The organism is Enterobacter sp. CC120223-11 (assembly GCF_900215375.1).
GTDB lineage: Bacteria > Pseudomonadota > Gammaproteobacteria > Enterobacterales > Enterobacteriaceae > Scandinavium.
Genome location: NZ_OBEF01000017.1, coordinates 15,356 through 41,279, shown reverse-complemented (window position 1 = coordinate 41,279; position 25,924 = coordinate 15,356). Strand labels below are relative to the sequence as shown.

Genomic DNA, 25,924 nt, shown 5'->3' with positions numbered 1-25,924 from the left:
CAAGGCGATTTTTATTCAGAATTGTGGCAAAATAGGCCGTTTGTCACATCTTTCAGGATACTCCCGTGTTAGTAACCAGCAACGTCACCATGCAGTTCGGCAGTAAGCCGCTGTTCGAAAACATCTCCGTCAAATTTGGCGGCGGCAACCGTTACGGCCTGATTGGCGCCAACGGAAGCGGTAAATCCACCTTTATGAAAATTCTGGGGGGCGACTTAGAGCCGACCCTCGGCAACGTTTCGCTCGATCCGAACGAGCGCATCGGTAAGCTGCGTCAGGATCAGTTCGCCTTCGAAGAGTTCTCCGTGCTCGATACGGTGATCATGGGCCACGCTGAGCTGTGGGAAGTGAAGCAGGAGCGCGATCGTATTTACGCGCTGCCGGAAATGAGCGAAGAAGAGGGCTACAAAGTTGCAGACCTCGAAGTCGCTTACGGCGAAATGGATGGCTATTCAGCTGAGTCCCGCGCCGGTGAACTTCTGCTTGGCGTAGGTATTCCGCTGGAGCAGCATTACGGCCCGATGAGCGAAGTGGCTCCTGGCTGGAAGCTGCGTGTCCTGCTGGCACAGGCGCTGTTCTCTAACCCGGACATCCTGCTGCTCGATGAACCGACGAACAACCTGGACATCGACACCATTCGCTGGCTGGAGCAGACGCTCAACGAACGTAACAGCACCATGGTTATTATTTCGCACGACCGTCACTTCCTGAACATGGTTTGTACCCACATGGCGGATATGGACTACGGCGAGCTGCGCGTTTATCCAGGCAACTACGATGAGTACATGACGGCGGCCACTCAGGCCCGTGAACGCCTGCTGGCGGATAACGCCAAGAAAAAAGCGCAGATTGCTGACCTGCAGTCCTTCGTCAGCCGCTTCAGCGCTAACGCCTCTAAGTCCCGCCAGGCCACTTCTCGTGCTCGTCAGATCGATAAGATCAAGCTGGACGAAGTGAAAGCCTCCAGCCGTCAGAACCCGTTCATTCGCTTTGAGCAGGACAAGAAGCTGTTCCGTAACGCGCTGGCAGTGGAAGACCTCACCAAAGGCTTTGAAGAGGGTCCGCTGTTCAAAAACTTCAATCTGCTGCTGGAAGTCGGTGAGAAAATTGCCATCATCGGTGCCAACGGCGTGGGTAAATCCACCATGCTGAAAACTCTGGTGGGTGAAGCACAGCCGGACAGCGGTACGGTGAAATGGTCTGAAAACGCCAAAATTGGCTACTACGCTCAGGATCACGAGTATGAGTTCGAAAACGATCTCACCGTCTTTGAGTGGATGAGCCAGTGGAAGCAGGAAGGCGATGACGAGCAGGTGGTGCGCAGCTTCCTCGGCCGTCTGCTGTTCAGCCAGGACGACATCAAGAAGCCTGCCAAAGTGCTGTCCGGTGGTGAAAAAGGCCGCATGCTGTTCGGCAAGCTGATGATGGAAAAACCCAATATCCTGGTGATGGATGAACCAACCAACCACCTGGACATGGAATCCATCGAATCACTGAACATGGCGCTGGAGATGTATCAGGGCACCCTGATTTTCGTCTCTCACGACCGTGAATTTGTTTCTTCACTGGCAACCCGCGTGATTGAAATTACGCCAGAGCGCGTGATCGACTTCAGCGGTAACTACGAAGATTACCTGCGCAGCAAAGGTATTGATAACTAAATACCGCTCACCCCGGCACGCGACTGCGCGGCCGGGGTTTCCTTCCCGACGTTCGCCTTATTTTTAAACACTTCTGCAACACCTTCGTAATCCCACGATCTCCCCATTATTCCTGCACAATTCTGTGAAGAAATAGCGACTGAATTTTCAGTTGAGGAGGGGTTATGCGCGAGTTTTCGTTTTATTCCGGCGTAACAGAATCTGCTTACTATTGTTATCACGTCCGCGAGGCGGGACAGATTTATTACGTGACCATAAGCGTCATACAGGACGATAAACCTGAGCAGGTGATTGGCAGCAAAGTGCTACGCAATATTCCTCGCCAGGAGGTTATCCGCGAATGTTTCTCGCATTCCCGCCGCCGCAACGCACAGGAGAGAACCCGCCAGCGAAAAGCATGGCTGACTGCTCTGCGCAACTGGGCGATATGCAGCCTCGCGGTGCTGGCGTTTATCCGTCTGATGATGATTCAGTCCTGACAGGAGTGGGCGATGCTGATTGTACTGACGGTGCTGAACCTGGTGCTGTACTGCGTGCTGATTGGCTTTCTGATTGCGGCAGTATAAAAAATGAAACCCTGCCGTAGCAGGGTCAGAGTGGATGTCACTCACGGCGGTGGCGCGGAACAGGGACCGGGTACCCGTTGCTTGTGGTCTGGGTACTGCTGAAGGTTCCGGGCGCATAAACCTGACTAATGGTGCCGTCGTTTTCATCTGCCGCAAAACGGCTCAGCGCGGTTGTTTTGGCGGTGGTGGCTGACGGAGCGGCGACATTGGGGGAAGGCTTTTCCTGAAAGGCCAGCGCGCTGGTGGAGATTAGGGCAAGCACAACGGCAAGGGTGGTGGATCTTTTCATCGTGAGTTGTCCGCAGGTTAGGGGGCGCTTTGACATTACCCTGCGGCGAAAAAAAACGCCATGCGCGATTACACGCATGACGTATTTAGTTACAGTCCGACATTAATTTGTTTTGCCCTCCCGCACGGAAAGGGCAGAAGGCTTATTTCAGTAACCACTCACTGGCGGCTTCGCCATTGATCAGCAACTGGCGCTTCTCGCCCGCAGGCAGCGTCACCTGCAACGCTTTCCACGCCGGGCGGAAATCACCGCGCGGATTCAGCTTCAGGTTGATGGTGTTGCCAGTGCACTCCATTTCCCACTCCAGCCACAGCGCTTTGCCGTCCTTGTAGCCCCAGGTTTCACCGTCGTCTTCAAACAGCATGCCGGAGTCGATGCCCACGCCCTTCAGCGGGAACAGCTTCAGCTCGCGGTGGGTGTCGTCCTGCGGCTTCACGTGCTTAATGCGATCGCTCAGCGGCAGAGCGGCCCCGGCGCGGACCAGCATCGGCAGTTTTTCCAGCGGCGCGTCGACGGTAATCCACTGACCGCCGGAGAACCACTCGCCGGTGTAGAAATCGTACCAGCCTGTTTCATTGGCAGGCAGCCAGACAGGGCGCTGACGCTGGCCCTGTTCCACCACGCTTGCCACGAGCAGGTCGCGGCCCAGCAGGAAGTCATCGCACTCGGCGAAGGTCTGCTCGTCGTGTTCGTGGTCGAGGAAGGTCGGGCGCAGCATCGGTTCATCGTCGGCATGCGCCTGCCACAGCAGAGTGTACAGATACGGCATCAGGCGGTAGCGCAGCTCAATAGCCTCGCGAATGCATGGGGTGATCGCCGGGTACATCCACGGCTCGTTGACGGTATGGTCATCGTTCCACGAGTGGATGGTGAAACGCGGATGCATCACGCCGTTCTGCACCCAGCGCACGAACAGCTCTGCGTCCGGCTTGTCGCCTGAGAAGCCGCCGACGTCGTGACCGACGTTAAACAGGCCGGAGAGGCTCATGCCGACGCCCATACGGGTGTTGTAGCGCAGGGTGTCCCAGTTGGTGCGGTTGTCGCCGCTCCAGGTCTGCACGTAGCGCTGCATCCCGGCGCAGCCGGAGCGGGAGATCAGGTATGGGCGTTTTTCCGGGGCGAAACGCTGCTGCGCTTCCATAGAGGCGCGCATCATCAACAGCGGCATGACCGGGCGCACGTGCTTGATAGCAATCTCTTTGCCGAAGCCGAAGCAGCGCGCTTCGCCGTCCCACACTTCGTATTCGTTGTTGTCATTCCAGGTGGAATCGATACCCATTTCCAGCAGCTGCGTGGTCACACCTTCCTGCCACCAGGCGACGGTTGCCGGGTTGGTGAAATCAAGGTGAGAACCTTCGTCATCCCAGAACACCGAGCGTTCCGGCGCGTTAGTTTCGGAATCGCGCACGAACAGGCCTTTATCCGCCACTTCGTTATAGCGCGGGTGATCCTGCAACAGACACGGCTTGATGTTGGCGGCAAGCTTCAGGCCCGCGTCGTGGAACGCTTTGCTCATTACCTTCGGCTGCGGCACTTTGTCATAGTTCCAGTTGAACACGTAGCGTTTGCCGTTGATGGAGGTGTAACCAGAGGATAGCTGGAACGAATCGCAAGGGATCGCGTGCTCATCGCACAGACGGATGAAGTTCATCAGCTGATTTTGCGCGTCCGGAGCATCGGTGTAATGCATGGTCGAACCGCTGTAGCCGAGGCTCCACTTTGGCCCGAACAGCGTTTTGCCCGTCAGGTGTACGAAGGATTTGGTGATATCCAGCACGCGCTTGCCGGTGAACAGGTAGTAGTCGATGTCACCCGCCTCGGCCTGCCAGCGGCGATAGGCGGTGTGATAGTTGTCGAGTTCGTTACCCAGATCCAGCCAGCAGCTGCTGAGGTTGTCGTAGAACAGGCCGACGCTCACGTCGTCCCGGCGGGTGATGGTGAACGGAATATGCTTGTAGAGCGGGTCGGTGCTGACCGCGTTGTAGCCCATTGCATCGAGGTTGCGCATTTCATAGCGTTTGCCGGTGCGCTGCAGATCGCCTGCTTTTTCGCCGAGGCCATAGAAACGCTCGTTCTTCTGACGCTTCAGGTAGTGCGCCACGCCGTCGCCGTGTGCGTTCACCAGATAGGCGCTGGTCGGACGGTCGCCGGTCAGATACTGCCATTCGCCCGCATCATTCTTGTAGTGCCACTCCAGCCACAGCGGCTGGTGGACGGTGACTCGCAGCTGTGAGGTGCTGATGGTCAGGCTGTCCTCTTTCTTCTCCAGCGTCCATGAAGGTAAGCTAAATCCGCTCAGATCTTCGCGTGAGCGGCCTTCCCACGGCACGTCCTGGCCAGGCGCGATGCTCCAGGTTTTGTCGAGTGCCAGTTGTCCCTGGCGTTTAAGCAGCACGCGGAACAGATTCTCTTCCAGCATGTACAGGCACAGCTGGTGCTGGCCGTCGACGGTCAGCTCGACGTGGTGGGCGGATTGTTTTTCGAAGGTCCAGTGTTTAAGCGTTTTCATATCAAAACCTACTCTCAGGCGCGTTTGGCGCGACGTTCAGCAATAAATGCAATCAGGAATACGGCGCCAATCAGGTCAAAGAAGCCCATGGCGATAAACAGCGGGTTGAAGCCAATTTTGTCGGCAGTCACCCCGATAATCAGAGAGAACAGGAAGCTTGCGATCCACGCCGCAGAGCCGCGCATGCCGTTGACGGTGGCCATCTGGCCTTTGTCGAAGGATTCCACCACCAGGGCGCTCAGCATGCAGGAGATGATCTGGTGGCCGAAGCCGCCGATGGAGATCAGCGCAATCGCCACATACGGATTGTTGGTGAAGGCCATCGCCGCCAGGGCGATCATCAGGAATGCACCGCTCACGGACGAGGCCACGATGGAGTTGACGCGGGTGCAGCCGAACACGCGAACGTACAGTTTGGTCAGATAGCCGCTCGCGACGCTCCCGAGGTCTGCCGCGAGGAACGGCAGCCAGGCGAAGAGGACAATTTGCTTCAGGTCCATGCCGTACTCTTTGGCCAGGTACAGCGGCACCCAGAAGCTCATCACCGCCCAGGCAGGCTCTGCCATAAAGGCCGGAATGGCAATGCCGTAGAAGCGTTTGTTTTTGCCAATCGTACGCAGCGCGGTGAAGAACGGTAATTTCACCGGGGCCGCTTCGTTGTCCTGCTGAATAAAGGCGAGTTCTTCTTTACTCAGGTTCGGGTGCTTATCGGGGTTGTGATAGAAAATCCACCACAGCAGGACCCACAGCAGGGCGAGGACGCCGGTAAACATAAATGCACCCTGCCAGCCGAAAGAGGCGTGAGCAAAGTAGATAATCGGCGGGGCTAACATCGCACCAATGGAGAAGCCGACGCCTGCCCAACCGGCAGCAATCGGGCGTTCAGATTTCGGGAACCACTCACCGATGGTTTTGGCGTTAGCAGGGGTGGCCGCCGCTTCGGAGGCCCCCATACCGAAACGCAGCAGCGCCATAGAGAGCCAGCCGCCCGCGCCAGCATGGGCGATACAGGCCACCGCCCAGACGCAGGCGCAAATCATAAAGCCGAGCTTTAGGCCAATGACGTCAATCAGCCAGCCGCACAGAGGCTGAAAAATGGTGTAGGCCAGCTGGAAAGCGCCGACTATCCAGGAATACTGTTCGGTGGTAATGCCGAGTTCGGTTTTAAGCTCCGGGGCAAGAATGCCCAGCGAGTTACGCGTGATGTAGTTAACGGTTACGCCCAGAAGGAAAAGTACCAGCACCCACCAGCGCAGATTTTTGACCACGCGGCGCGATTTGCTGACCGTCATATCGTTGTTAATACCTTGGCTCATAGAATTCTCCACAAGACGGTTTGTAGGGGGAAAGATGACTCACTCAATTCGTGAGTTGTCACACCAGTTTTTGTATTTTCTTGAAACCTAATGGTTTTCTTTTTTAATCTTCCGGATAACTAGTATGGAAGTTGTCAGGCCAATTCAGGGTAAGGCAGAAAAATGCGTGTCGATAGTGCGATTTATGCAAGTTCTTTCATATGAAGGGGAAAATGCGCGGAGGGGTCACAGTTACCCCTTTGTGGATAGGGTAAATTAGCCATGAAAATTCTTTCATTTCCAAAATGGAGCCAGATCACAAATTGGATAAAAAGCTCAAAATCGCCGAAATTGCCGCCCGGACAGGGCTTTCCGGCAGCACCGTCTCCCGGGTGCTGGCGGGCAAAGCCAACACCAGTGAGAAGGCACGTGAGCGGGTGCTGGCCTGCGCACGCGAGCTGGGCGTAATGGAGGGCATGGCCGCCGGAAGAATGCTGCTCAACAGCCTGATCGTGTTCGCACCGCAGCGGGCGTTTGATGAGCGGTCCGACATTTTTTACTACCGCGTGGTCCAGAGCATCAACAAGGCCTTGTCGCCGCACGAGGTTCGCCTTCGCTACTGCGCGCTGGAGGAGAACGACAGCGATGCCAACCTGTTTCTGTCCCGCATGAATGAGGCCGAAACCCAGGCGGCGATCCTGCTCGGTATCGACGATCCGCACATTCACGATCTGGCGGCGGATTTCGCCAGGCCCTGCGTGCTGATCAACTGCCGTGATGAGCGGATGCGCTTACCGTCGATCGCCCCCGATCACCGCCTGATTGGTCAGGTTGCCGCGCGTTACCTGTTCGACATGGGTCATCGCGCGGTGGTGAACGTGATGTGCCTGCGTCGCTATACGATGGAGCTGCGGCTGGTGGGCATCCGCGAGGCGTGGAAGAACGGCAATCTGCGTTTTCAGGATGCCCGGGATCTGATCACCGTGCCGAGTTTCAGTGCGAAGGAAACGGAAGAGAGGGTGGGCGCGTGGCTGGATGCCCAGGGCGGGAAACCGCTGCCGACGGCGTTTCTGGTGGGCGGAGATTTTATGGCTGCGGGGACGATAAATGCGCTTCAGCAGCGTGGGCTGCGCGTGCCGCAGGACGTGTCGGTGATGAGCATTGACGGTTTCAACCTGGCCGCCATTCAGGATGTGCCGCTGACGGCTATCCACGTGCCGCGTGATGAACTGGGAACAGAAGCCGTGCAGATGCTGCAACAGCGGCTGATCCGTCCGCAAGCGCCGTGCGGCTCACTTTTGCTGCACGGTCAGCTTGCTGTCCGGGAGTCAGTCCGGCGGATACGTCCAGGCTCGAGACGCACCGCCGTTGAGCGGGAAGGACTGTACGACGATTAAACCGGCATACCCAGCGCGCGTTTACCGTGCTCGTTCAAATCGTCCAGCGTGAAGCGATCTTCCCAGGTCGCTTCATAATCTTCACGCGGGAAGTCGCCCGGTGAAGCGCCTTTCTCCAGCGCCACTTTCACTTTCTGCGCATAGGCGAGGTTTTTCTCACACATCGGCGCGGCCGGAATATACATCACGTTCCCCCAGCCCTGCTGATCGGTCACCGGTGCGACGGAGTGGATCACATCACAGTGCCACCACACGGAATCACCCGGTTCCAGCGCCGGAATTGAAGACAGCGCTTTGATCAGCAGCGGATGCCACTTTTCAGAAACCGGCAGCACGCGGCCTGGCGCCACGCCGCAAAGCTCATCTTCCGGCACGTCGTCAAGCAACGGCCGCAGCAGCACGTACGCCATCGCTTCCGGGATCGGCACCACGTGCAGCAGACCCTGGTGCGGGATCATTTCCGACAGCGCAGTCCAGCCCTGGAAGGTGCGGAACACGGAGCATTTGGTGGTGTTATCCACCGTATACTCTTCCACTTCGGTGCGGTGTGCCGCATCCCACGGATCGTACTGTGTGAAATCGCCCTTGAAGACGTTGGCGAAAACCTGCTGGTAAGCGGGTAGCAGCCAGCGCTCCAGCGCACCTGAGTCCGTATGCGCGCCAAGTCCTTTTGAGGTGGTTCCTGGTGGACGGCGGCGAATGCGGTCCGGGTAAATCACGCTGACGTCCGGGTCGAACCACTGCTTGCCTTCACTTTCGAAGCGCCACAGGCGATTGAGGAACGACTGCACGTTCGCCATCTCATGGCTCTGACGCGCCTGCATCTGCGCCTGCGACCAGTAGATAGGGTAAATTTCCGGGCGGGACGCGGTCAGCGTGCCGAAGAAGTTATCGCCCGGGCCTTTGTACACTTCATCAAAGCGGTTGCGATCGAGGTAGTCGAGCATTGAGCGATCCCAGCCCAGTGCCTGCTCACGCGAAAAATGCCCTTTGATAACCGCACAGCCCCGGCGTTTGATCGCTTCCCGCTCGGCTTCAGCGATCTTACCCTTGGCCAAATCGTCATAAGCAATCACCGGCCAGACCGGTTTTCCGGCGGCTTTCAGGGTATCGATCTCCGCCACGCGGGCTTCAATGTGGGCGGTGAGTTTGTCGAACACGCCCTGAACATCGCCAATCTGCGCACGCAGCGCTTTTTTTAACTCACGGATAGCCGCTTTATGATCGGCAGGCAGGGTTTCACTGGAACAGGTAAGCGCCATGATGGACCTCTCAATCTTTCATTCGAAAGTAATTTAACTTGCAGGTGATACTTTAAGTTAAAATTAAGTTAATGCAAGTTGAAAAACTTGATGCATTGCACAAGTCGAAAAAGAAGAGAGTGAAGACCGGAGCGTACTGCTCCGGCAGCGTTGTCAGGCGTCGAACGGCGAGGCGTTGTCCAGCACGGCCTGAATCACGTTCAATGCACCGGCATGGTTGTTGTTGTCGGTCTGGTAGCGTGCGATGGCTTTGATGCTGTCGGCCGCGTTTTCCATGGCGAAGGAGTACTTCACCAGCTTCAGCATTTCCGCGTCGTTGCCGCTGTCGCCGATGCCGACGCACTCCTGCGGCGAAAGCTGCCAGTTTTTCAGCAGGCGGCTGATGCCGTTGGCTTTGTGCAGGCCGGGGATAATCAGGTCCACAAAACCAAAGCCGCTGGTAACGGGCTTCATAATGCCGTCGAGGGAAACGTGCAGGGTATCCACCAGCTGTGGGATATCGCTGTCCGGCAGGTTCAGGGAGAACTTGAAGATCTTGTCGTTGATATTCTGGAATTCCGAAACCGGCTTCAGGCGGTGATAGTGCTTAGACATCAGCTTCACAAAGGCTTCCGGCGCTTTGTCACTGACGTAGGCGCTTTCCAGGCCGCACATCACAAAGTTGAGCTGCGGGTCTTTCAGCAGTTCGCCGATGACTACCTGAGACTCATGGCGGGTCAGCTCGCCGTGAAACAGCTCCTGACCGTGCTGATAAACCAGCGCGCCGTTTTCGGCGACGAATGAGATCTGGTCACGGATTTCAGGAAAGAAGGAGATGAGCTGCCAGTACTGGTTGCCGCTGGCGACAACAAATTCGATACCACGTTGTTTAAGTTGCTGAAACTGCGCCAAAAAGCGTTCACGGTCGTACTGCTTGGCATCATTAAGAAAAGTTCCGTCCATGTCTGTGACGATAACTTTAACGGTCATACGAAGGCTCCTGGCGTTAACTGCGTTCAGGAGCATTCTAGTGATAATGTGACGGAAACCTCAAATTTATTTCATTTGAAAGTGAAGTGAGGCTTAAATGCCGGGTGGCAACTTCGCCTTACCCGGCCTACTCTCGACCAACGTAGGCCCGGCAAGCGTAGCGCCGCCGGGCATCAGCCCCCACAAAACCTGGTTTATGAGCCTTAAAGCGTATGTTCAGTACGGGCGATAATATCGTCCTGCGCATCCGGCGACAGCGCGGTGAAGAACGCCGAATAGCCCGCCACGCGCACGACTAAATCGCGATACTGGTCCGGGTGCTTCTTCGCTTCCAGCAGCGTTTCGCGCGACACGATGTTGTACTGAATGTGCCAGCCTTTGTGCACCTCGAAGAAGGTGCGCAGCAGCACCATCAGCTTCTGGCGATCGGAGTCGTTATCCAGCGTCGCCGGGTTCAGCTTCTGGTTCAGCAGCACGCCGCCGAGAATCGCCGCCGTCGGCAGTTTGCCGACGGAACCGATCACCGCCGTTGGGCCAAGGTGGTCTGTGCCGGAAGCCGGGCTTGCACCTTCCGCCAGCGGCGTGTGTGCTTTGCGTCCGTCCGGTGTTGCCATCGTCGCAGCGCCAAACGGCACGTTCGCGGAAATGGAGGAAGTCCCTGCGTAGTAATCGCCGCCAATCGGGCCACGGCCGTGGCGCGGGTTGTGGTACTGCTTCAGTTCGTCGATGTAGGTCTGATAGGCGCGAACAAGTAGGGCATCCACGGTGTCATCATCGTTGCCGTATTTCGGCGCGCCGTTGATAAGACGCTGGCGCAGCTGTTCGTGGGTCAGCCCTTCGAAGTCGTCGGCGAGTGCGGCGGCGAGCTGCTGCTGCCCGATAGCGCCCTGTTCAAAGACCAGTTTTTTGACTGCCGCCAGGCTGTTGCCGAGGTTGGCGATGCCGACCTGCAAACCGGAAACCCAGTCGTACTTCGCGCCGCCTTGCTTGATGCTTTTCGCCCGTTCGATGCAGTCATCCACCAGTGCAGAACAGAGAATATCGTGCACGTTTTCTTCAAGCATCGTGTCGACAACGTATTCAATCTCAATGGATTTACGGGTGTAGTAGCGAATCTGCGTATCCCAGGAGGCCATCACTTCGTCGAAGTTGCCGAAGTTGCCTTCAGACAGCGCTTTGCTCTGCGGCAGGAAGATTTCCCCGCTGGTGGCATCGCGACCGCCCTCCATCGCCGCCAGCATCACACGGGCGAAGTTGATGAAGCTCATGCCGGTGCAGCGGTAGCCCCACTTGCCGCCGATGGCGGTTTCGATGCAGCCGATAGCGGCATAGTCGTATGCGTCCTGTTTTTCCACGCCGAGCTTGATGAATTCCGGGATCACAATTTCATCGTTGTTAAACGCAGGCATCCCGAAGCCGCAGCGGATCACTTGCACGCAGGCGTCGAGGAAATCGCTGCTCATGCCAGCGTGGTAGCGCACGCTCAGGTTTGGCTGGGTGGATCGCAGGCGACCGCAGGATTCGAGGATGGCGTAAGAGAGCGGGTTGACCGCGTCCATCGCTTCGTCGTTGACCAGTTTCTGACCGCCAATGGTGACGTTCTGGTACAGCGGGCTGCCGGCGGAGGCTTTGGAGTGTGAACCGGAACGGATTTTGTTCACTTCCAGTAATTTCAGCCAGCAGGAGTGCAAAAGTTCAATCGCCTGCTCGCGTTGTAGCGTGGCGTTCAGCTCCACATCGCGGCGGTAGAACGGGTAGAGATACTGGTCCATGCGGCCAAAGGAGACCGAGTGACCGTTAGACTCGATTTGCAGGATTAGCTGAATGAAGTAGCTGAGCTGCAGCGCCTGCCAGAAGGTTTTTGGCGGCTCGTGAGCGATAACGTCACAGTTTTCCGCCATCGCCAGCAGCTCGTCTCTGCGTGATTCACGGGACTCAGCGGAAGCCATTTTACGCGCCAGATCGGCAAAGCGTTTGATGTGCAGACTGACCGCTTCCAGAACGATATCAATGCCTTTCAGGAACTGTTCGCCGTGCAAATCTTCCAGTACGGTCAGGTTGATGCGCGAGCGACGTTCCGCCACTTTTTCGCGCAGGCCGTCGAGGCCTTTTTCCAGCAGCAGCGGGAAGTTCACCGCCAGGTGCGCATCGCCGGAGGTCATATTACCCTCGGCTTTGATGATGCCCGTTGCCAGCAGCGCTTTCTGCTCGTCGGTGAACATGCCGTAACAGCGATCCTGCACCGTCTGGCCGTTCCACCACGGGCAGATTTCATGCAGCACACGTTTGTTTTCTTCGCTCACTGCAAAACCCGCGCCCGGACGGTCGGCGAGATCGTCGATCTCTTTCTCAATCCAGCTGACGGTGTATTCCGGAAAAATCGGCGCGGCGCGTACTTCGCTTGCCTGGTTACCTATAATCAGCTCGTCGTGCTTAATCCAGATGGTGCGCTCCGCCAGGTGATGCGCCAGGGCCAGCGCGCGACGCACCGGAATCGGCTTGTCCATATTCTGCTGATACATTGTTGTGTAGTGACGGGCGCGCTCGGTGCAGACCGGCGGCTTGACGATGTGGATCAGCGCGTCTTTGTGCGCCTTGATGCGGTCGGTCAGTTTATCAAGAATCAGGGTAGTCATCGTATTATCCTCGTAGGGTCGCAGTCAGCCCTTTTTCCCGGGCGATTTGCTGGGCAAAATCCAGCAGTTCCGGGGCATCGAGCGGCTTGTCGGGAGCAGAGTAGGGCACGCCGAGCAGGCTGTACTTGTTCATGCCGAGCGTGTGGTACGGTAAAAAGTGGATGTCGCTGACGTGAAGTTCTTCAGCGGCGAAGTCGGTAATGGCTTTGATGGAGGCTTCATCAGCGTTGAAGCCCTGAATCAGCGGCACGCGAATGGTCATTTTCTTGCCCGCGGCGGCCAGGCGTTTCAGGTTGTCCAGCACGCGTTTTGCGGAGCCGTCGGTCCACTGCATAAACTTGTCCGGGTCGACGTGTTTCAGGTCGGCGAGGAACAGATCAATATACGGCAGCGCGGGTTCCAGATATTTCCACGGCACGTGCAGGCAGGTTTCCACCGCCGTGTGAATGCCCTGATCGTGGCTGGTTTTCAGCAGAGCGAGCGCCAGTTCCGGGTTCATAAAGGGTTCGCCGCCGGAGAGCGTCAGGCCGCCGCCGCTGCGATCGTAGAAAGGTTTGTCGCGCAGCACGGTCGTCATAATGTCGTCGACGCTTTTCACTTCGCCGCAGATGGTAAGCGCCTGAGTCGGGCAGCAGTCATTCAGAGCATTGAGGTGCGGCTGTTCGAGCTTTTCGCGGTGGATGACAAGGCCATTCAGCGTGCGTTCGATAACGTCCGGCGCGGCCTGCTGGCAGAGGTCACAGCCGTCGAGGCACAGGCGTGAATCAAACAGCAGATCCTGCGTGCGGGCACGGCTTTCCGGGTTCTGGCACCAGCGGCAGCCAAGCGAGCAGCCTTTCATAAAGACAACGGTGCGGATGCCGGGGCCATCGTGGGTGGAGTAGCGCTGAATGTTGAAGATCATAAGTCGCCTCTTTGCTTTCGTATAAAGATTAAATAACTTTCGAATGAAAGTGATTTTGACGTGAGTCAACAAAAAGCGCAGTTATGGCGTGGTAGTCTTAAAGCATGCAGAATCTCACATTTTAAGGAACCGGTATGGAACTCTATCTCGACACATCTGACGTTGCTGCGGTCAAAAAACTGGCACGTGTCTTCCCGTTGGCGGGCGTAACGACTAACCCAAGCATTGTGGCGGCAGGCAAAAAGCCACTCGAAACCCTACTGCCTGAATTGCAGGATGCGCTCGGCGGTCAGGGGCGTTTATTCGCTCAGGTTATGGCGAACACGGCTGAGGGCATGGTTCAGGACGCGCGCAAGCTGCGCAACATCATCTCCGACCTGGTGGTTAAAGTGCCTGTCACCGCGGAAGGGCTGGCGGCAATTAAAATGCTGAAGGCAGAAGGGATCCCAACGCTCGGCACCGCCGTTTACGGTGCGGCACAGGGCATGCTGGCGGCGCTGGCTGGCGCTGAGTATGTGGCACCGTATGTGAACCGCATTGATGCGCAGGGCGGCAGCGGCATTCGCAGTGTAGAAGAGCTACAGCAGCTGCTGGAGCTGCACGCGCCGGAGTCTAAAGTGCTGGCGGCGAGCTTCAAAACCCCGCGTCAGGCGCTGGATTGCCTGCTGGTGGGCTGCCAGTCCATTACGCTGCCGCTGGATGTGGCTCAGCAATTTATCGCTTCACCGGCGGTGGATGCGGCCATCGATAAGTTCGAGCAGGACTGGATGGGCGCTTTCGGGCGGACCACTCTGTAGCAGGTGCGGCCTGATACCCTCTCCCCCGGCCCCTCTCCCCGTGGGAGAGGGTTGGGGAGAGGGCATCAGGCATTCGCTGAACCGAAAACCTTACGCTCCGCAAACCTCACACCCGGCAAACTGCATCAGTTTCATCTCACGGAACTGGCAGGTCATCGCGTCATACATCACGATTTTCCCCGCCGCAGGCGTGCCGTAAGCCGTCAGCAGTTTGATGGCTTCCATTGCCTGAAGGGAGCCGAGCACGCCGACCAGAGGGGCCATCACTCCTGCTTCCACGCAGGTCAGGGCGTTTTCGCCAAACAGGCGGCTCAGGCAACGATAGCAGGGCTCGCCGGGCTGATAAGTAAAGACGCTGATTTGCCCTTCCATCCGAATGGCGGCGCCGGACACCAGCGGCGTTTTATGCGCAAAACAGCCCGCGTTGAGCTGATTGCGGATAGTCACGTTATCGGTGCAGTCGAGCACCAGATCGTGCCCGGCAATCTGCTCATGCAAAGCGGTTTCATCGAGCTGCGCGTCGATGCAGCTGAACTGCACGTATGGATTGATGCGTTCCAGCGCCTCGCGGGCTGATGCCACTTTCGGCTGGCCGATGGTTGCATCACTGTGCAGCGTCTGGCGTTGCAGGTTGGAGAGCGAGACGGTGTCGAAATCGAGCAGCGTCATCTGCCCGACGCCCGCCGCCGCCAGATATTGCGAAGCCGCGCAGCCCAGGCCGCCCAGCCCGACGACCAGCACCCGCGCCGCTTTCAGCTTCTCCTGACCGTCAAAATCGAAACCGCGCAGCACAATTTGTCGGTTGTAGCGCAGCATCTCCGCGTCGCTCAGCTCCACGCTCATTACAGCCCTCCGAACAGCGCGTTAAACGGCTCCACTTCCACCCATTCGCCCACTTCAACGTGGCCGCGGTCGCGTTCGAGCACGATGAAGCAGTTGCCCTGGCTGAAGGAGCTGAAAACGTGCGAGCCCTGATGACCGGTGGTTGCCACGGTCAAATCACCGTTCGCGTCACGCGTCAGCACGCCGCGCTGGAAGTCGAGGCGGCCAGGCGATTTTTTCAGGCGAGTGGTTGTGCGAACGCGCAGGCGAGGCGGCAGGCCTGAGTCCGGGTTGCCGCTCAGCTTAGCCAGCAGCGGATGCACCAGCTGATAGAACGTCAGCGCCGCAGAAACCGGGTTGCCTGGCAGGCCGCAGAACCAGCTGTGGCTCAGCTTGCCGAAGGCAAAAGGCTTGCCGGGTTTGATGGCGAGCTTCCAGAAGGCGATTTCGCCGAGCTCATCGAGAATGGTTTTGGTGTAGTCCGCCTCGCCGACGGAAACGCCGCCGGAGCTTATCACCACGTCGGCTTTGCTGTCGGCTTCGATAAACGCCGCACGTAGCTTGTCCTGGTCATCCGGAATAATGCCGAGATTGATCACCTCGCAGCCCAGCTGTTCCAGCATCAGGTGAACGGCCAGGCGGTTGGTGTCATAGATTTGCCCGGCAGCCAGCGGCTCACCGGGAAGCTTCAGCTCATCGCCGGTGGAGAACACCGCCACGCGCACTTTGCGCACCACCTCGACACTGGCGATGCCGAGCGAGGCCAGCACAGGCAGTTCTGCTACCGTCAGCCGTGTGCCGCGCGGGAACACGGCATGACCCGCACGAATATCTTCCCCACGCAGGCGGACGTTCTGGCCTGCTTTGACGCTGGCGGTAAAGCGCACGCCGTCGGCGGCTTGTTCGGTTTCTTCCTGCATCACCACGGCGTCACAGCCCGGTGGAACCGGCGCACCGGTCATGATGCGTACGCAGCTGCCGGCAGGCCATTCGCCTTCAAACGGCTGGCCCGCAAACGCTTTACCCGCAACAGGCAGCGCTTTGCCGTCGGCCAGGTCGGCGAGGCGCACGGCGTAACCGTCCATTGCTGAATTATCAAAGCCCGGCACGTCGAGGGGCGACACCACGTCCTGGGACGTAATGCGACCAAAGGCCTGCACCAGCGGCAACGTTTCTGTGGCATTAAGCGGGGAAATTCGGTTCAGCATCTCGGTGAGCGCCACGTCGAGCGGCATCAGTCCGGCGTTAAAATCCATTACTACACTCCTGCGACAATTCGTCTGTTGCGCCCATTATGGCAGAAAAGTGCGCCAGACTGTACGCCAGGCGCACGTGGGCCTTTACAGCACGGACGGCGCTTTCTATATTCAAAAATCATATAAATTAATCGTCAATATGATGATATTTATACTCTTAATCGAAAAAGCATTCCGTCAGCCGAAGGGAAGGGCGCAATGAGTAACGCAGTAATCGCCATTCATGGCGGGGCCGGAGCCATTTCCCGCGCCAGCCTGTCGCCAGAGCGTGAGAAGGACTATGTGGAAGCCCTCGCCGCTATCGTTGAAGTGGGCAAACAGCTTCTGGAGCAAGGGGCGAGTGCGCTTGACGTGGTCACCGAAGCCGTGCGGCTGCTGGAAGAGTGCCCTTTATTCAATGCCGGAACCGGGGCCGTTTTCACCGCCGATGAAACCCACGAACTCGATGCCTGCGTGATGGACGGTTATTCACTGCACGCCGGGTCAGTTGCTGGCGTCAAACACCTGCGCAACCCCATTCTTGCGGCCCGCCTGGTGCTGGAACAGAGCCCGCACGTTTTGCTGATTGGCGAAGGGGCTGAACGTTTTGCCGTAGATCACGGCATGGAAAGCGTCAGCAATGATTTTTTCTCCACGCCCGAGCGGCTGGCGCAACTGCGTCAGGTGCAGGCGGCAGGCAACATGCAGCTCGATCACGGCGGCGCGCCGCTCGATGAAAACACCAAAATGGGCACAGTGGGTGCGGTTGCGCTCGATCTTGCAGGGAACCTCGCCGCAGCCACTTCGACCGGCGGTATGACCAACAAACTGCCGGGGCGAGTGGGCGACAGCCCGCTGCCGGGAGCAGGCTGCTATGCCAATAACGCCAGCGTTGCGGTGTCCTGCACCGGGACGGGCGAAGTCTTTATCCGCGCGCTCGCAGCCTACGACATTTCTGCGTTGATGGAATACAGCGATTTAAGCCTGCATGACGCCTGCGAACGCGTGGTGATGGAAAAACTGCCCGCGCTCGGTGGCAGCGGCGGTTTGATTGCCGTCGATCGTGAGGGCAACGTGGCGATGCCGTTTAACAGCGAAGGCATGTATCGGGCCTGGGCCTCCGCCAGCGATACGCCAAGCGTGGGGATTTATCGCTGATGCCGCAGCCTCATCAAATCGATGCCAGCGACGTGCTGGTTGTGCGCGACCTCAACATCGCTTTTCAGCAAGAGCAGCACGTTGTTCAGGCGGTGAAACACCTCTCTTTCAGCCTCAAGCGGGGCGAAACGTTAGCGATTGTCGGCGAATCAGGCTCGGGGAAATCGGTCACTGCGCTGGCGCTGATGCGCTTGCTGGAACAGGCCGGCGGCGACGTTAAGAGTGATGCGATGCTGCTCCGGCGGCGCAATCATGACGTGATTGAGGTGACCCAACAAAGCGCCTCGCAGATGCGCCACGTGCGCGGCGCGGATATGGCGATGATTTTCCAGGAGCCGATGACGTCGCTGAACCCGGTATTTTCCGTCGGGGAGCAGATTGCCGAATCCATTCGCTTGCATCAGCGCAGCGGGCGCGAGGAGGCGCTGAAAGCCGCCAAAAAGATGCTCGATCAGGTGCGCATTCCTGACGCGGAAACCATCCTAAAACGCTACCCGCATCAGCTTTCCGGCGGCATGCGCCAGCGTGTAATGATTGCGATGGCGTTGTCCTGCCGCCCGGCGGTACTGATTGCTGATGAGCCCACCACGGCGCTGGACGTTACCATCCAGGCACAAATTCTTCAGCTGATTGACGTCCTGCAAAAAGAGATGGAAATGGGGGTGATTTTCATCACCCACGATATGGGCGTGGTGGCGGACATTGCCGATCGCGTGCTGGTGATGTATCAGGGGGAAGCGGTCGAAACCGGCAGCGTGGAGCAAATTTTCAGCGCGCCTCAGCATCCTTACACTCAGGCGCTGCTGGCGGCGGTGCCGACGCTGGGCGCGATGAGCGGCACAGATTTGCCGCGGCGTTTCCCTTTGCACAATGCGCCCGTGGTGAAAGGAGAGCAGGACACGGTCGTCCCCGGCGAGCCGATTTTACAGGTGCGCGACCTGGTCACCCGCTTCCCGCTGCGCAGCGGGCTGCTCAATCGCGTGACCCGAGAAGTGCACGCGGTAGAAAAGGTCAGTTTCGATCTCTGGCCTGGCGAAACGCTGGCGCTGGTGGGCGAATCCGGGTCGGGTAAATCCACCACCGGGCGGGCGCTGCTGCGGCTGGTCGAATCGCAAAGCGGCAGCATCATCTTTAACGGCCAGCGGATCGATACCCTGACCGACAGTCAACTCCAGCCGCTGCGGCGTGATATTCAGTTTATCTTTCAGGATCCGTTTGCCTCCCTCGATCCGCGTCAGACCGTCGGCTATTCCATCCTTGAGCCTTTGCGGGTGCACAACACTCTGTCGGACGAGGATGCCCGCCGCCGGGTGGCATGGCTGCTTGAGCGAGTGGGCCTGTTGCCGGAACACGCCTGGCGCTATCCGCATGAGTTTTCAGGTGGTCAGCGCCAGCGTATCTGCATCGCGCGGGCGCTGGCGCTGAATCCGAAAGTGGTGATTGCCGATGAGGCCGTTTCTGCGCTCGATGTTTCTATTCGGGCGCAGATCATCAATCTGCTGCTCGATTTGCAGCGTGAAATGGGCATCTCGTACCTGTTCATCTCTCATGATATGGCGGTGGTGGAACGCATCAGCCACCGCGTGGCGGTGATGTACCGCGGGCGCATTGTCGAAATGGGCCCGAGGCGCGCCCTATTTGAAAACCCGCAGCATCCCTATACCCGTAAATTGATGGCGGCCGTACCGGTTGCTGACCCGGCGCACCGCCGACCGCAGCGCGTGCTGCTGTCCGACGAGCTGCCTGGGAATATTTATCCGCGTGGCGCAGTGCAGGCCAGCGCGCAGATGGTTCAGGTGAGTCCGGGCCATTTTGTTGTCAGGGACGATACGCCCAGCGCGCTTGCGCATCCATAAACTTCAGGAGAACAACATGTCACAACAGAATTCAGGTAAATGGCTGCTGGCGCTGGGTGTTGTTTCCGCCCTGGCCGCGACGCCCGCGTGGGCGGCAAAAGACGTGGTGGTTGCGGTAGGATCGAACTTCACCACCCTTGACCCGTACGATGCCAACGACACGCTCTCTCAGGCCGTCGCTAAGTCCTTCTATCAGGGGTTGTTTGGCCTCGATAAAGACATGAAGCTGCACAACGTACTGGCGGAGGAGTACAAGGTTTCAGACGACGGGCTGGTTTATACCATTAAGCTGCGTAGCGGTGTGAAGTTCCAGGACGGAACGGATTTCAACGCTGAGGCGGTAAAAGCCAACTTCGACCGCGCCAGCAACCCGGATAACCACCTCAAGCGCTATAACCTCTATAAAAACATCGCCAGCACCGAAGCCGTCGATCCGCAGACGGTGAAAATTACCCTGAAGCAGCCGTTCTCGGCATTTATCAACATTCTTGCCCACCCGGCGACGGCGATGATCTCCCCGGCGGCACTGAAAAAATACGGCAAAGAGATTGGCTTCCACCCGGTTGGTACCGGGCCGTATCAGCTGGAAACCTGGAATCAGACCGATTTTGTGAAGGTGAAGAAATTCGCCGGATACTGGCAGCCGGGCCTGCCGAAGCTTGATACCATCACCTGGCGTCCTGTGGTGGATAACAACACCCGCGCCGCAATGCTGCAAACGGGTGAAGCGCAGTTTGCCTTCCCAATCCCCTACGAGCAGGCTCCCTTGCTTGAGAAAAACAGCAAGCTGGAACTGGTGGCAAGCCCCTCCATCATGCAGCGCTATATCAGCATGAACGTCACTCAGAAGCCGTTTGATAACCCGAAAGTGCGCGAGGCAATAAACTACGCCATCAACCGCCAGGCGCTGGTGAAAGTGGCCTTTGCGGGTTATGCCACCCCGGCAACCGGCGTGCTCCCGCCTGCGATTGCATATTCAGAATCCTACAAACCCTGGCCATACGATCCGGCCAAAGCGCGTGAACTGCTGAAAGAGGCCGGGTTCCCGAACGGCTTCAGCACCACGCTGTGGTCCTCGCATAACCACAGCACTGCGCAGAAAGTGCTTCAGTTCACTCAGCAGCAGCTGGCGCAGGTGGGCATCAAGGCGAAGGTCACCGCAATGGATGCGGGTCAGCGCGCTGCCGAAGTCGAGGCGAAAGGGCAGAAAGAGAGCGGCGTGAGGATGTTCTACACCGGCTGGTCGGCCTCGACCGGGGAAGCGGACTGGGCGCTCTCGCCGCTGTTCGCCTCACAAAACTGGCCGCCAACGCAGTTCAATACCGCCTTCTACAGCAATCCGCAGGTGGATAAAGATCTGACTGACGCGCTGAAAACCAGCGATGCGAAAGAGAAAGCGCGCCTGTATAAAGACGCCCAGGACACCATCTGGAAAGAGTCGCCGTGGGTGCCGCTGGTGGTGGAAAAACTGGTGTCGGCCCACAGCAAAAACCTGACCGGTTTTTACATTATGCCGGACACAGGTTTCAGCTTTGACGAGGCGGATCTGAAGCAGTGATTACGTTGATCTACAGCAGTCTGGCCGATCTTGTTTTTCTCCCTCGCCCCTCTGGGGAGAGGGCCGGGGTGAGGGGAACGGATGCTTAACTACGTTCTTAAACGGTTGCTCGGCCTTATCCCGACGCTGCTTATCGTTGCGGTGCTGGTGTTCCTGTTTGTTCATTTGCTGCCGGGTGACCCGGCGCGACTGATTGCCGGACCGGAAGCCGACGCCCAGGTAGTGGAGATGGTGCGCCAGCAGTTAGGGCTCGATCGGCCGCTGTACATCCAGTTCGGGCACTATATCGCCAACGTGTTGCACGGGGATTTCGGCATCTCGATGGTGTCGCGCCGTCCGGTGTCGGAGGAGATCGCCAGCCGCTTTATGCCGACGCTGTGGCTGACGCTCAGCAGCATGATCTGGGCCGTCATTTTCGGTATGGCGATGGGCGTGGCTGCCGCCGTGTGGCGAAACCGCTGGCCGGACAGGCTCGGCATGGCGCTGGCCGTCACCGGGATCTCTTTCCCGGCCTTTGCGTTGGGAATGCTGCTGATGCAAATTTTCTCTGTGCAGCTCGGCTGGCTGCCTACCGTCGGGGCCGACAGCTGGCGGCACTACATTCTGCCTTCGATAACCCTGGGGGCCGCCGTGGCAGCGGTCATGGCGCGCTTCACCCGTGCTTCTTTCGTGGACGTGCTCAACGAAGATTATATGCGTACCGCGCGGGCCAAGGGCGTCAGCGAAACTCTGGTCGTACTCAAACACGGCCTGCGCAACGCGATGATCCCGGTGGTGACGATGATGGGGCTGCAGTTTGGCTTTCTGCTCGGCGGCTCTATCGTGGTCGAAAAGGTCTTCAACTGGCCGGGGCTCGGACGCCTGCTGGTGGACTCGGTGGAAATGCGTGATTACCCGGTGATTCAGGCAGAAGTGCTGCTCTTTTCGCTGGAGTTTATTTTAATCAATCTGCTGGTGGACGTGCTGTATGCCGTCATCAACCCGGCAATCCGGTACAAGTAAATGCGATTGGTAAACTGGCGACGTCAGGCGTTGATGAACGCACTCCCCGGCATAGCGCCCGGCAAGGTGCGCACGCCGTGGCATGAGTTCTGGCGTAAGTTCCGTAAACAGCCGGTAGCGATGGCTGCGGGTGTGTTTGTGTTGTTCCTGATTGTGGTGGCGATAGTCGCGCCGTGGATAGCGCCATTCGATGCGGAAAACTATTTCGACTACGACAGGCTGAACGAAGGCCCGTCGATGCTGCACTGGTTTGGCGTCGATTCGCTCGGGCGCGACATTTTCAGTCGCGTGTTGGTCGGTGCGCAGATTTCGCTGGCGGCGGGCGTCTTTGCCGTCCTGATTGGTGCTGCGATTGGTACGGTGCTTGGCCTGCTGGCGGGCTATTACGAAGGCTGGTGGGACAGGGTCATTATGCGCATCTGCGATGTGCTTTTCGCCTTCCCAGGCATTCTGCTGGCGATTGCCGTGGTGGCGGTGATGGGCAGCGGCATGGCCAACGTGATTATCGCGGTGGCGATTTTCTCCGTTCCCGCCTTCGCCCGCCTGGTGCGCGGCAACACGCTGGTCCTGAAGCAGCAGACGTTTATCGAATCTGCACGCAGCATTGGTGCCAGCGATGCCACCATCTTGTTCCGCCATATTCTACCGGGCACGGTGTCGTCGATCGTGGTCTATTTCACCATGCGTATTGGCGTGTCGATTATCTCCGCCGCCAGCCTGTCGTTCCTCGGGCTCGGCGCACAGCCGCCGACGCCGGAGTGGGGCGCGATGCTTAACGAAGCGCGGGCGGATATGGTGATGTCGCCGCACGTCGCGTTGTTCCCGGCGCTGGCAATTTTTCTGACGGTGCTGGCGTTTAACCTGCTGGGCGACGGCCTGCGCGATGCGCTGGATCCGAAGATAAAGGGGTAGGAGAGATTTTGTAGGCCGGATAAGCGAAGCGCCATCCGGCAATATCGATAGCGCCCGGTGACGGCTAACGCCTTACCGGGCCTACAAAGGGAAGCTTAAACCCGCGTACCCCACAGGTCGTACTCATCGGCGTGCTCGACTTTCACACGCAGCACGTCGCCTGGCTTCACGCGGGTTTCTCCGTTGAGATACACCGCGCCGTCGATTTCCGGGGCGTCGGCCATGCTGCGGCCAATGGCGCCTTCTTCATCCACTTCGTCGATAATGACCATGATTTCACGGCCAATCTTCTCTTGCAGACGTTCGGCCGAAATCTGCTGCTGCAGCTGCATGAAGCGGTTCCAGCGCTCTTCCTTCACTTCTTCCGGCACCTGGCCTTCGAGTTCGTTGGCGGTGGCACCTTCAACCGGGCTGTATTTGAAGCAGCCGACGCGGTCCAGACGCGCTTCTTTCAGGAAGTCGAGAAGCATCTGGAAATCTTCTTCGGTTTCACCCGGGAAGCCGACGATAAAGGTCGAGCGCAGGGTCAGCTCCGGACAGATTTCACGCCACTGCTTAATACGTGCCAGCTGGCGGTCAACGGAGCCAGGGCGCTTCATCAGCTTGAGAATGCGTGGGCTGGCGTGCTGCAGCGGGATATCGAGGTACGGCAGGATTTTGCCTTCCGCCATCAGCGGAATAACGTCATCCACGTGCGGATACGGGTAAACGTAGTGCAGACGAACCCAGATATCGAGCTTCGCCAGCTGCTCACACAGGCCAACCATGCTGGTTTTAACCGGCTCGCCGTTGTGGAAGCCCATGCGGTGTTTGACGTCAACGCCGTAGGCGGAGGTGTCCTGGGAGATAACCAGCAGCTCTTTTACGCCCGCATCTTTCAGACGTTTTGCTTCAGAGAGCACATCGCCAATCGGACGGCTGTCGAGATCGCCACGCATAGAAGGAATAATGCAGAAGGTGCAGCGGTGGTTGCAGCCTTCGGAAATTTTTAAGTAGGCGTAGTGGCGCGGCGTCAGCTTCACGCCCTGTTCCGGCACCAGGCTCAGGAACGGGTTGTGCTGCGGTTTCGGCACATAGTGGTGCACGTGTTCCAGCACTTGTTCATAGCTGTGCGGGCCGGTGATTTCCAGCACCTTTGGGTGCACTTCGCGGATCTGATCGACCTTCGCACCCAGGCAGCCGGTGACAATCACCTTGCCGTTCTCTTTCAGGGCTTCGCCGATGGCTTCCAGAGACTCCTGCACCGCGCTGTCGATAAAACCGCAGGTGTTGACGATAACCATGTCAGCGTTGTCATAGCTTGGCACCACGTCGTAGCCTTCGGTGCGCAGTTCGGTGAGGATACGTTCAGAGTCCACCAGGTTTTTCGGGCAACCCAGAGAGACGAAGCCGATTTTCGGCTGCTGTGTCACATTGCTCATAGCTTAAAAATTGTTCGATTTTTGGAGTGGTCAGGGCGTGGATTCTACAGAGGTCGGCGGGAAATTTGTACTGAAGATTTGCAGTGAGCCAGGGTTTTCGGCTTAATGGCGCGGGTTGATCGTTAAGATTCGTTTATCAGGAGGAAAAATGAAGACGAACACCTGCACATCTTTACTTCATCGTCCGCGTTTTGCGGCGCTGCTCCTTGCCACTTCACTGGCCGCTGTGCCGCTCATTGCCAGCGCATCGGAACCCGTTTCTGCGCAAAAATTACAGCAAATTGTCGATGATACCGTTAAGCCGCTGCTCAAAGAGCAGCAGATCCCTGGCATGGCGGTGGCGGTGATTTATCGCGGCAAACCTTACTATTTCCACTACGGCCTCGCGGATGTTGACGCGAAACGTCCGGTGACCGGCAACACCGTATTTGAACTCGGGTCGGTCAGTAAAACCTTTACCGGCACCGCAGGCGCTTATGCGCTGGAAAGCGGCATCATGAAGCTCAGCGACCCGGCTGCAGAGTACAACAAAGCGCTGACCGCGCCGCAGTGGCAGAAAATCACTATGCTGGATTTGGCCACCTACACCGCGGGCGGTTTACCGCTTCAGGTGCCGGATGAGGTGACGAATCAGAGCGAACTCTGGCGCTACTATAACGGCTGGCAGCCACAGTGGACGCCTGGCACCATGCGCAATTATTCCAACGCCAGCATCGGTCTGTTTGGCGCGCTGGCGGTGAGCAAAAGCGGGCTGAGCTTTGAACAGTTCATGCAAAAGAACGTGTTTGCTCCGCTCAAGCTGAAGCACACGTATATCAGCGTGCCAGAAACGAAACGGGCGAACTACGCCTGGGGTTATCGGGACGGGAAACCTGTGCGTGTGACACCTGGCATGCTGGATGCGGAAGCCTACGGTGTGAAAACCACCATCAAAGATATGGCGAAATTTATGCAGGCAAATATCGCGCCGCAGAAGCTGCCTGCTGACGATGCCGTGCTGAAAAAGGCCATCAGTACTGCGCAAAGTGGTTACTACAAAGTGGGCGATATGTATCAGGGGCTGGGCTGGGAAATGTACCCGTGGCCGATCAACCCGCAGCAGGTAATTACCGCCAGCGGCAACGATGTGGCGCTGAAGGCAAGCCCGGCTGCGTTGCAGACTCCGGCACGCCCGGCAACCCCTGCCAGCTGGCTGCATAAAACGGGCAGCACCAACGGGTTTGGCGCCTATATTGCCTATGTGCCGCAGCAGCAGATGGGCATTGTGATGCTGGCGAACAAGAACTACCCGAACCCGGTTCGCGTCACCGCGGCCTGGCAAATTCTGAACGCGTTACAGTAAGTTCATGCGCCTCCCTTCGGGGAGGCACGTTAAAGATGGATCGTTTCAGGTTTGCGATCCTTGATGGTGTGGTGATCCTCACGTAATTCATCAGCTGCATCCTTTGTTCTTGCCCGAATTTCATCGCTGTCTGCATTGTGCCGCATCCAGTGGTCGGCGCTCTGTTCCTGATAAAACTCATGTCCGTGGACGTTCGCTAAAAGCTGTCCTGAAAAAAGCGAGCACAGCAGCAAAAAGACAGATAACCCTTTTTTGAACATTATTGCACCGGCTGGTTGTGAAGACCGGCGCACTATAGCAATGGTTTCGTTCCGTGACTATTCAGTTTTCCAA

General features: G+C 57.9%; 21 protein-coding genes. 10 read left to right on the top strand and 11 right to left on the bottom strand.

The window, feature by feature from the left end; translation table 11 throughout:
• Positions 1-65: 65 nt before the first annotated feature.
• Positions 66-1,661 (top strand): ABC-F family ATPase, encoded by a 1,596-nt coding sequence (locus CRO87_RS17845; protein ID WP_097164272.1) that lies wholly within the window; start codon positions 66-68, stop codon positions 1,659-1,661.
• Between the two features lie 164 nt (positions 1,662-1,825).
• Positions 1,826-2,140: a hypothetical protein gene (locus CRO87_RS17840; RefSeq protein ID WP_097164271.1), complete on the top strand. Its 315-nt coding sequence runs from the start codon at positions 1,826-1,828 to the stop codon at positions 2,138-2,140.
• Between the two features lie 124 nt (positions 2,141-2,264).
• On the opposite strand, the gene CRO87_RS17835 is transcribed toward CRO87_RS17840, so the two are convergent.
• The 3 genes from CRO87_RS17835 to CRO87_RS17825 form a co-directional block, all read right to left on the bottom strand.
• Entirely contained in the window at positions 2,265-2,516 is a 252-nt protein-coding gene (locus CRO87_RS17835; RefSeq protein WP_097164270.1) for a hypothetical protein, read from the bottom strand.
• A 142-nt stretch (positions 2,517-2,658) separates the two neighbouring features.
• Positions 2,659-5,025, bottom strand: coding sequence for a TIM-barrel domain-containing protein (locus tag CRO87_RS17830; protein ID WP_097164269.1), 2,367 nt, complete (start codon positions 5,023-5,025; stop codon positions 2,659-2,661).
• A gap of 14 nt (positions 5,026-5,039) precedes the next feature.
• Positions 5,040-6,341 (bottom strand): MFS transporter, encoded by a 1,302-nt coding sequence (locus CRO87_RS17825; protein ID WP_097164268.1) that lies wholly within the window; start codon positions 6,339-6,341, stop codon positions 5,040-5,042.
• A 284-nt stretch (positions 6,342-6,625) separates the two neighbouring features.
• Between CRO87_RS17825 and CRO87_RS17820 the strand changes: the two genes are divergently transcribed.
• Positions 6,626-7,717: a LacI family DNA-binding transcriptional regulator gene (locus CRO87_RS17820; protein ID WP_097164267.1), complete on the top strand. Its 1,092-nt coding sequence runs from the start codon at positions 6,626-6,628 to the stop codon at positions 7,715-7,717.
• Here CRO87_RS17820 and CRO87_RS17815 read toward each other — a convergent pair.
• From CRO87_RS17815 to CRO87_RS17800, 4 genes are all read right to left on the bottom strand, one after another.
• Entirely contained in the window at positions 7,714-8,979 is a 1,266-nt protein-coding gene (locus CRO87_RS17815; RefSeq protein ID WP_097164266.1) for a DUF1479 domain-containing protein, read from the bottom strand. The genes CRO87_RS17820 and CRO87_RS17815 overlap by 4 nt on opposite strands.
• 153 nt (positions 8,980-9,132) lie before the next feature.
• Positions 9,133-9,948, bottom strand: a complete 816-nt coding sequence (locus CRO87_RS17810; RefSeq protein ID WP_097164265.1) for a Cof-type HAD-IIB family hydrolase — start codon at positions 9,946-9,948, stop codon at positions 9,133-9,135.
• Between the two features lie 203 nt (positions 9,949-10,151).
• Positions 10,152-12,584: a formate C-acetyltransferase/glycerol dehydratase family glycyl radical enzyme gene (locus CRO87_RS17805; protein ID WP_097164264.1), complete on the bottom strand. Its 2,433-nt coding sequence runs from the start codon at positions 12,582-12,584 to the stop codon at positions 10,152-10,154.
• 4 nt (positions 12,585-12,588) lie between these two features.
• Positions 12,589-13,488 (bottom strand): glycyl-radical enzyme activating protein, encoded by a 900-nt coding sequence (locus CRO87_RS17800; protein WP_097164263.1) that lies wholly within the window; start codon positions 13,486-13,488, stop codon positions 12,589-12,591.
• A 134-nt stretch (positions 13,489-13,622) separates the two neighbouring features.
• Here CRO87_RS17800 and fsa point away from each other — a divergent pair, with 134 nt between their 5' ends.
• Positions 13,623-14,285, top strand: a complete 663-nt coding sequence (fsa, locus tag CRO87_RS17795) for a fructose-6-phosphate aldolase (RefSeq protein WP_097164262.1) — start codon at positions 13,623-13,625, stop codon at positions 14,283-14,285.
• A 90-nt stretch (positions 14,286-14,375) separates the two neighbouring features.
• On the opposite strand, the gene moeB is transcribed toward fsa, so the two are convergent.
• Together moeB and moeA are read right to left on the bottom strand one after the other, a co-directional pair.
• The gene (moeB, locus tag CRO87_RS17790) at positions 14,376-15,128 is read right to left on the bottom strand and encodes a molybdopterin-synthase adenylyltransferase MoeB (RefSeq protein ID WP_097164261.1); all 753 of its coding nucleotides are present in this window, start codon (positions 15,126-15,128) and stop codon (positions 14,376-14,378) included.
• Positions 15,128-16,363: a molybdopterin molybdotransferase MoeA gene (gene moeA / locus CRO87_RS17785; RefSeq protein ID WP_097164260.1), complete on the bottom strand. Its 1,236-nt coding sequence runs from the start codon at positions 16,361-16,363 to the stop codon at positions 15,128-15,130. The genes moeB and moeA overlap by 1 nt, the downstream gene beginning before the upstream one ends.
• A gap of 198 nt (positions 16,364-16,561) precedes the next feature.
• Between moeA and iaaA the strand changes: the two genes are divergently transcribed.
• The 5 genes from iaaA (at position 16,562) to gsiD (ending at position 22,828) form a co-directional block, all read left to right on the top strand.
• A complete protein-coding gene (iaaA, locus tag CRO87_RS17780; RefSeq protein WP_097164259.1) occupies positions 16,562-17,500 on the top strand; it encodes a beta-aspartyl-peptidase in 939 nt (312 codons plus the stop codon).
• Positions 17,500-19,356 carry a glutathione ABC transporter ATP-binding protein GsiA gene (gene gsiA / locus CRO87_RS17775; protein WP_097164258.1) on the top strand — a complete coding sequence of 619 codons (1,857 nt, stop codon included), beginning with the start codon at positions 17,500-17,502 and terminating at the stop codon, positions 19,354-19,356. Before iaaA ends, gsiA begins: the two co-directional genes overlap by 1 nt.
• Positions 19,357-19,372: 16 nt before the next feature.
• The gene (gsiB, locus tag CRO87_RS17770) at positions 19,373-20,914 is read left to right on the top strand and encodes a glutathione ABC transporter substrate-binding protein GsiB (RefSeq protein ID WP_097164257.1); all 1,542 of its coding nucleotides are present in this window, start codon (positions 19,373-19,375) and stop codon (positions 20,912-20,914) included.
• 81 nt (positions 20,915-20,995) lie between these two features.
• Entirely contained in the window at positions 20,996-21,916 is a 921-nt protein-coding gene (gene gsiC, locus CRO87_RS17765; protein WP_097164256.1) for a glutathione ABC transporter permease GsiC, read from the top strand.
• Positions 21,917-22,828: a glutathione ABC transporter permease GsiD gene (gene gsiD / locus CRO87_RS17760; protein WP_097164255.1), complete on the top strand. Its 912-nt coding sequence runs from the start codon at positions 21,917-21,919 to the stop codon at positions 22,826-22,828.
• A gap of 95 nt (positions 22,829-22,923) precedes the next feature.
• Here the strand turns inward: gsiD and rimO are convergent, their stop codons facing one another.
• A complete protein-coding gene (rimO, locus tag CRO87_RS17755; RefSeq protein WP_097164254.1) occupies positions 22,924-24,249 on the bottom strand; it encodes a 30S ribosomal protein S12 methylthiotransferase RimO in 1,326 nt (441 codons plus the stop codon).
• A 148-nt stretch (positions 24,250-24,397) separates the two neighbouring features.
• Between rimO and ampC the strand changes: the two genes are divergently transcribed.
• Positions 24,398-25,591: a class C beta-lactamase gene (gene ampC / locus CRO87_RS17750; protein WP_097164253.1), complete on the top strand. Its 1,194-nt coding sequence runs from the start codon at positions 24,398-24,400 to the stop codon at positions 25,589-25,591.
• Positions 25,592-25,620: 29 nt separating this feature from the next.
• Here the strand turns inward: ampC and CRO87_RS17745 are convergent, their stop codons facing one another.
• Positions 25,621-25,851: a DUF2554 family protein gene (locus CRO87_RS17745; protein ID WP_097164252.1), complete on the bottom strand. Its 231-nt coding sequence runs from the start codon at positions 25,849-25,851 to the stop codon at positions 25,621-25,623.
• Positions 25,852-25,924: the final 73 nt, after the last annotated feature.

What these genes read in the sequence shown, in the direction of transcription:
- CRO87_RS17805 (WP_097164264.1), bottom strand. Translation starts at nt 12,584, where the DNA reads ATGACTACCCTGATTCTTGATAAACTGACCGACCGCATCAAGGCGCAC.
- CRO87_RS17830 (WP_097164269.1), bottom strand. Translation starts at nt 5,025, where the DNA reads ATGAAAACGCTTAAACACTGGACCTTCGAAAAACAATCCGCCCACCAC.
- fsa (WP_097164262.1), top strand. Translation starts at nt 13,623, where the DNA reads ATGGAACTCTATCTCGACACATCTGACGTTGCTGCGGTCAAAAAACTG.
- CRO87_RS17835 (WP_097164270.1), bottom strand. Translation starts at nt 2,516, where the DNA reads ATGAAAAGATCCACCACCCTTGCCGTTGTGCTTGCCCTAATCTCCACC.
- CRO87_RS17815 (WP_097164266.1), bottom strand. Translation starts at nt 8,979, where the DNA reads ATGGCGCTTACCTGTTCCAGTGAAACCCTGCCTGCCGATCATAAAGCG.
- gsiA (WP_097164258.1), top strand. Translation starts at nt 17,500, where the DNA reads ATGCCGCAGCCTCATCAAATCGATGCCAGCGACGTGCTGGTTGTGCGC.
- CRO87_RS17825 (WP_097164268.1), bottom strand. Translation starts at nt 6,341, where the DNA reads ATGAGCCAAGGTATTAACAACGATATGACGGTCAGCAAATCGCGCCGC.
- ampC (WP_097164253.1), top strand. Translation starts at nt 24,398, where the DNA reads ATGAAGACGAACACCTGCACATCTTTACTTCATCGTCCGCGTTTTGCG.
- rimO (WP_097164254.1), bottom strand. Translation starts at nt 24,249, where the DNA reads ATGAGCAATGTGACACAGCAGCCGAAAATCGGCTTCGTCTCTCTGGGT.
- CRO87_RS17810 (WP_097164265.1), bottom strand. Translation starts at nt 9,948, where the DNA reads ATGACCGTTAAAGTTATCGTCACAGACATGGACGGAACTTTTCTTAAT.
- moeA (WP_097164260.1), bottom strand. Translation starts at nt 16,363, where the DNA reads ATGGATTTTAACGCCGGACTGATGCCGCTCGACGTGGCGCTCACCGAG.
- CRO87_RS17800 (WP_097164263.1), bottom strand. Translation starts at nt 13,488, where the DNA reads ATGATCTTCAACATTCAGCGCTACTCCACCCACGATGGCCCCGGCATC.
- CRO87_RS17840 (WP_097164271.1), top strand. Translation starts at nt 1,826, where the DNA reads ATGCGCGAGTTTTCGTTTTATTCCGGCGTAACAGAATCTGCTTACTAT.
- gsiD (WP_097164255.1), top strand. Translation starts at nt 21,917, where the DNA reads ATGCGATTGGTAAACTGGCGACGTCAGGCGTTGATGAACGCACTCCCC.
- moeB (WP_097164261.1), bottom strand. Translation starts at nt 15,128, where the DNA reads ATGAGCGTGGAGCTGAGCGACGCGGAGATGCTGCGCTACAACCGACAA.
- iaaA (WP_097164259.1), top strand. Translation starts at nt 16,562, where the DNA reads ATGAGTAACGCAGTAATCGCCATTCATGGCGGGGCCGGAGCCATTTCC.
- CRO87_RS17745 (WP_097164252.1), bottom strand. Translation starts at nt 25,851, where the DNA reads ATGTTCAAAAAAGGGTTATCTGTCTTTTTGCTGCTGTGCTCGCTTTTT.
- CRO87_RS17820 (WP_097164267.1), top strand. Translation starts at nt 6,626, where the DNA reads ATGGAGCCAGATCACAAATTGGATAAAAAGCTCAAAATCGCCGAAATT.
- gsiC (WP_097164256.1), top strand. Translation starts at nt 20,996, where the DNA reads ATGCTTAACTACGTTCTTAAACGGTTGCTCGGCCTTATCCCGACGCTG.
- gsiB (WP_097164257.1), top strand. Translation starts at nt 19,373, where the DNA reads ATGTCACAACAGAATTCAGGTAAATGGCTGCTGGCGCTGGGTGTTGTT.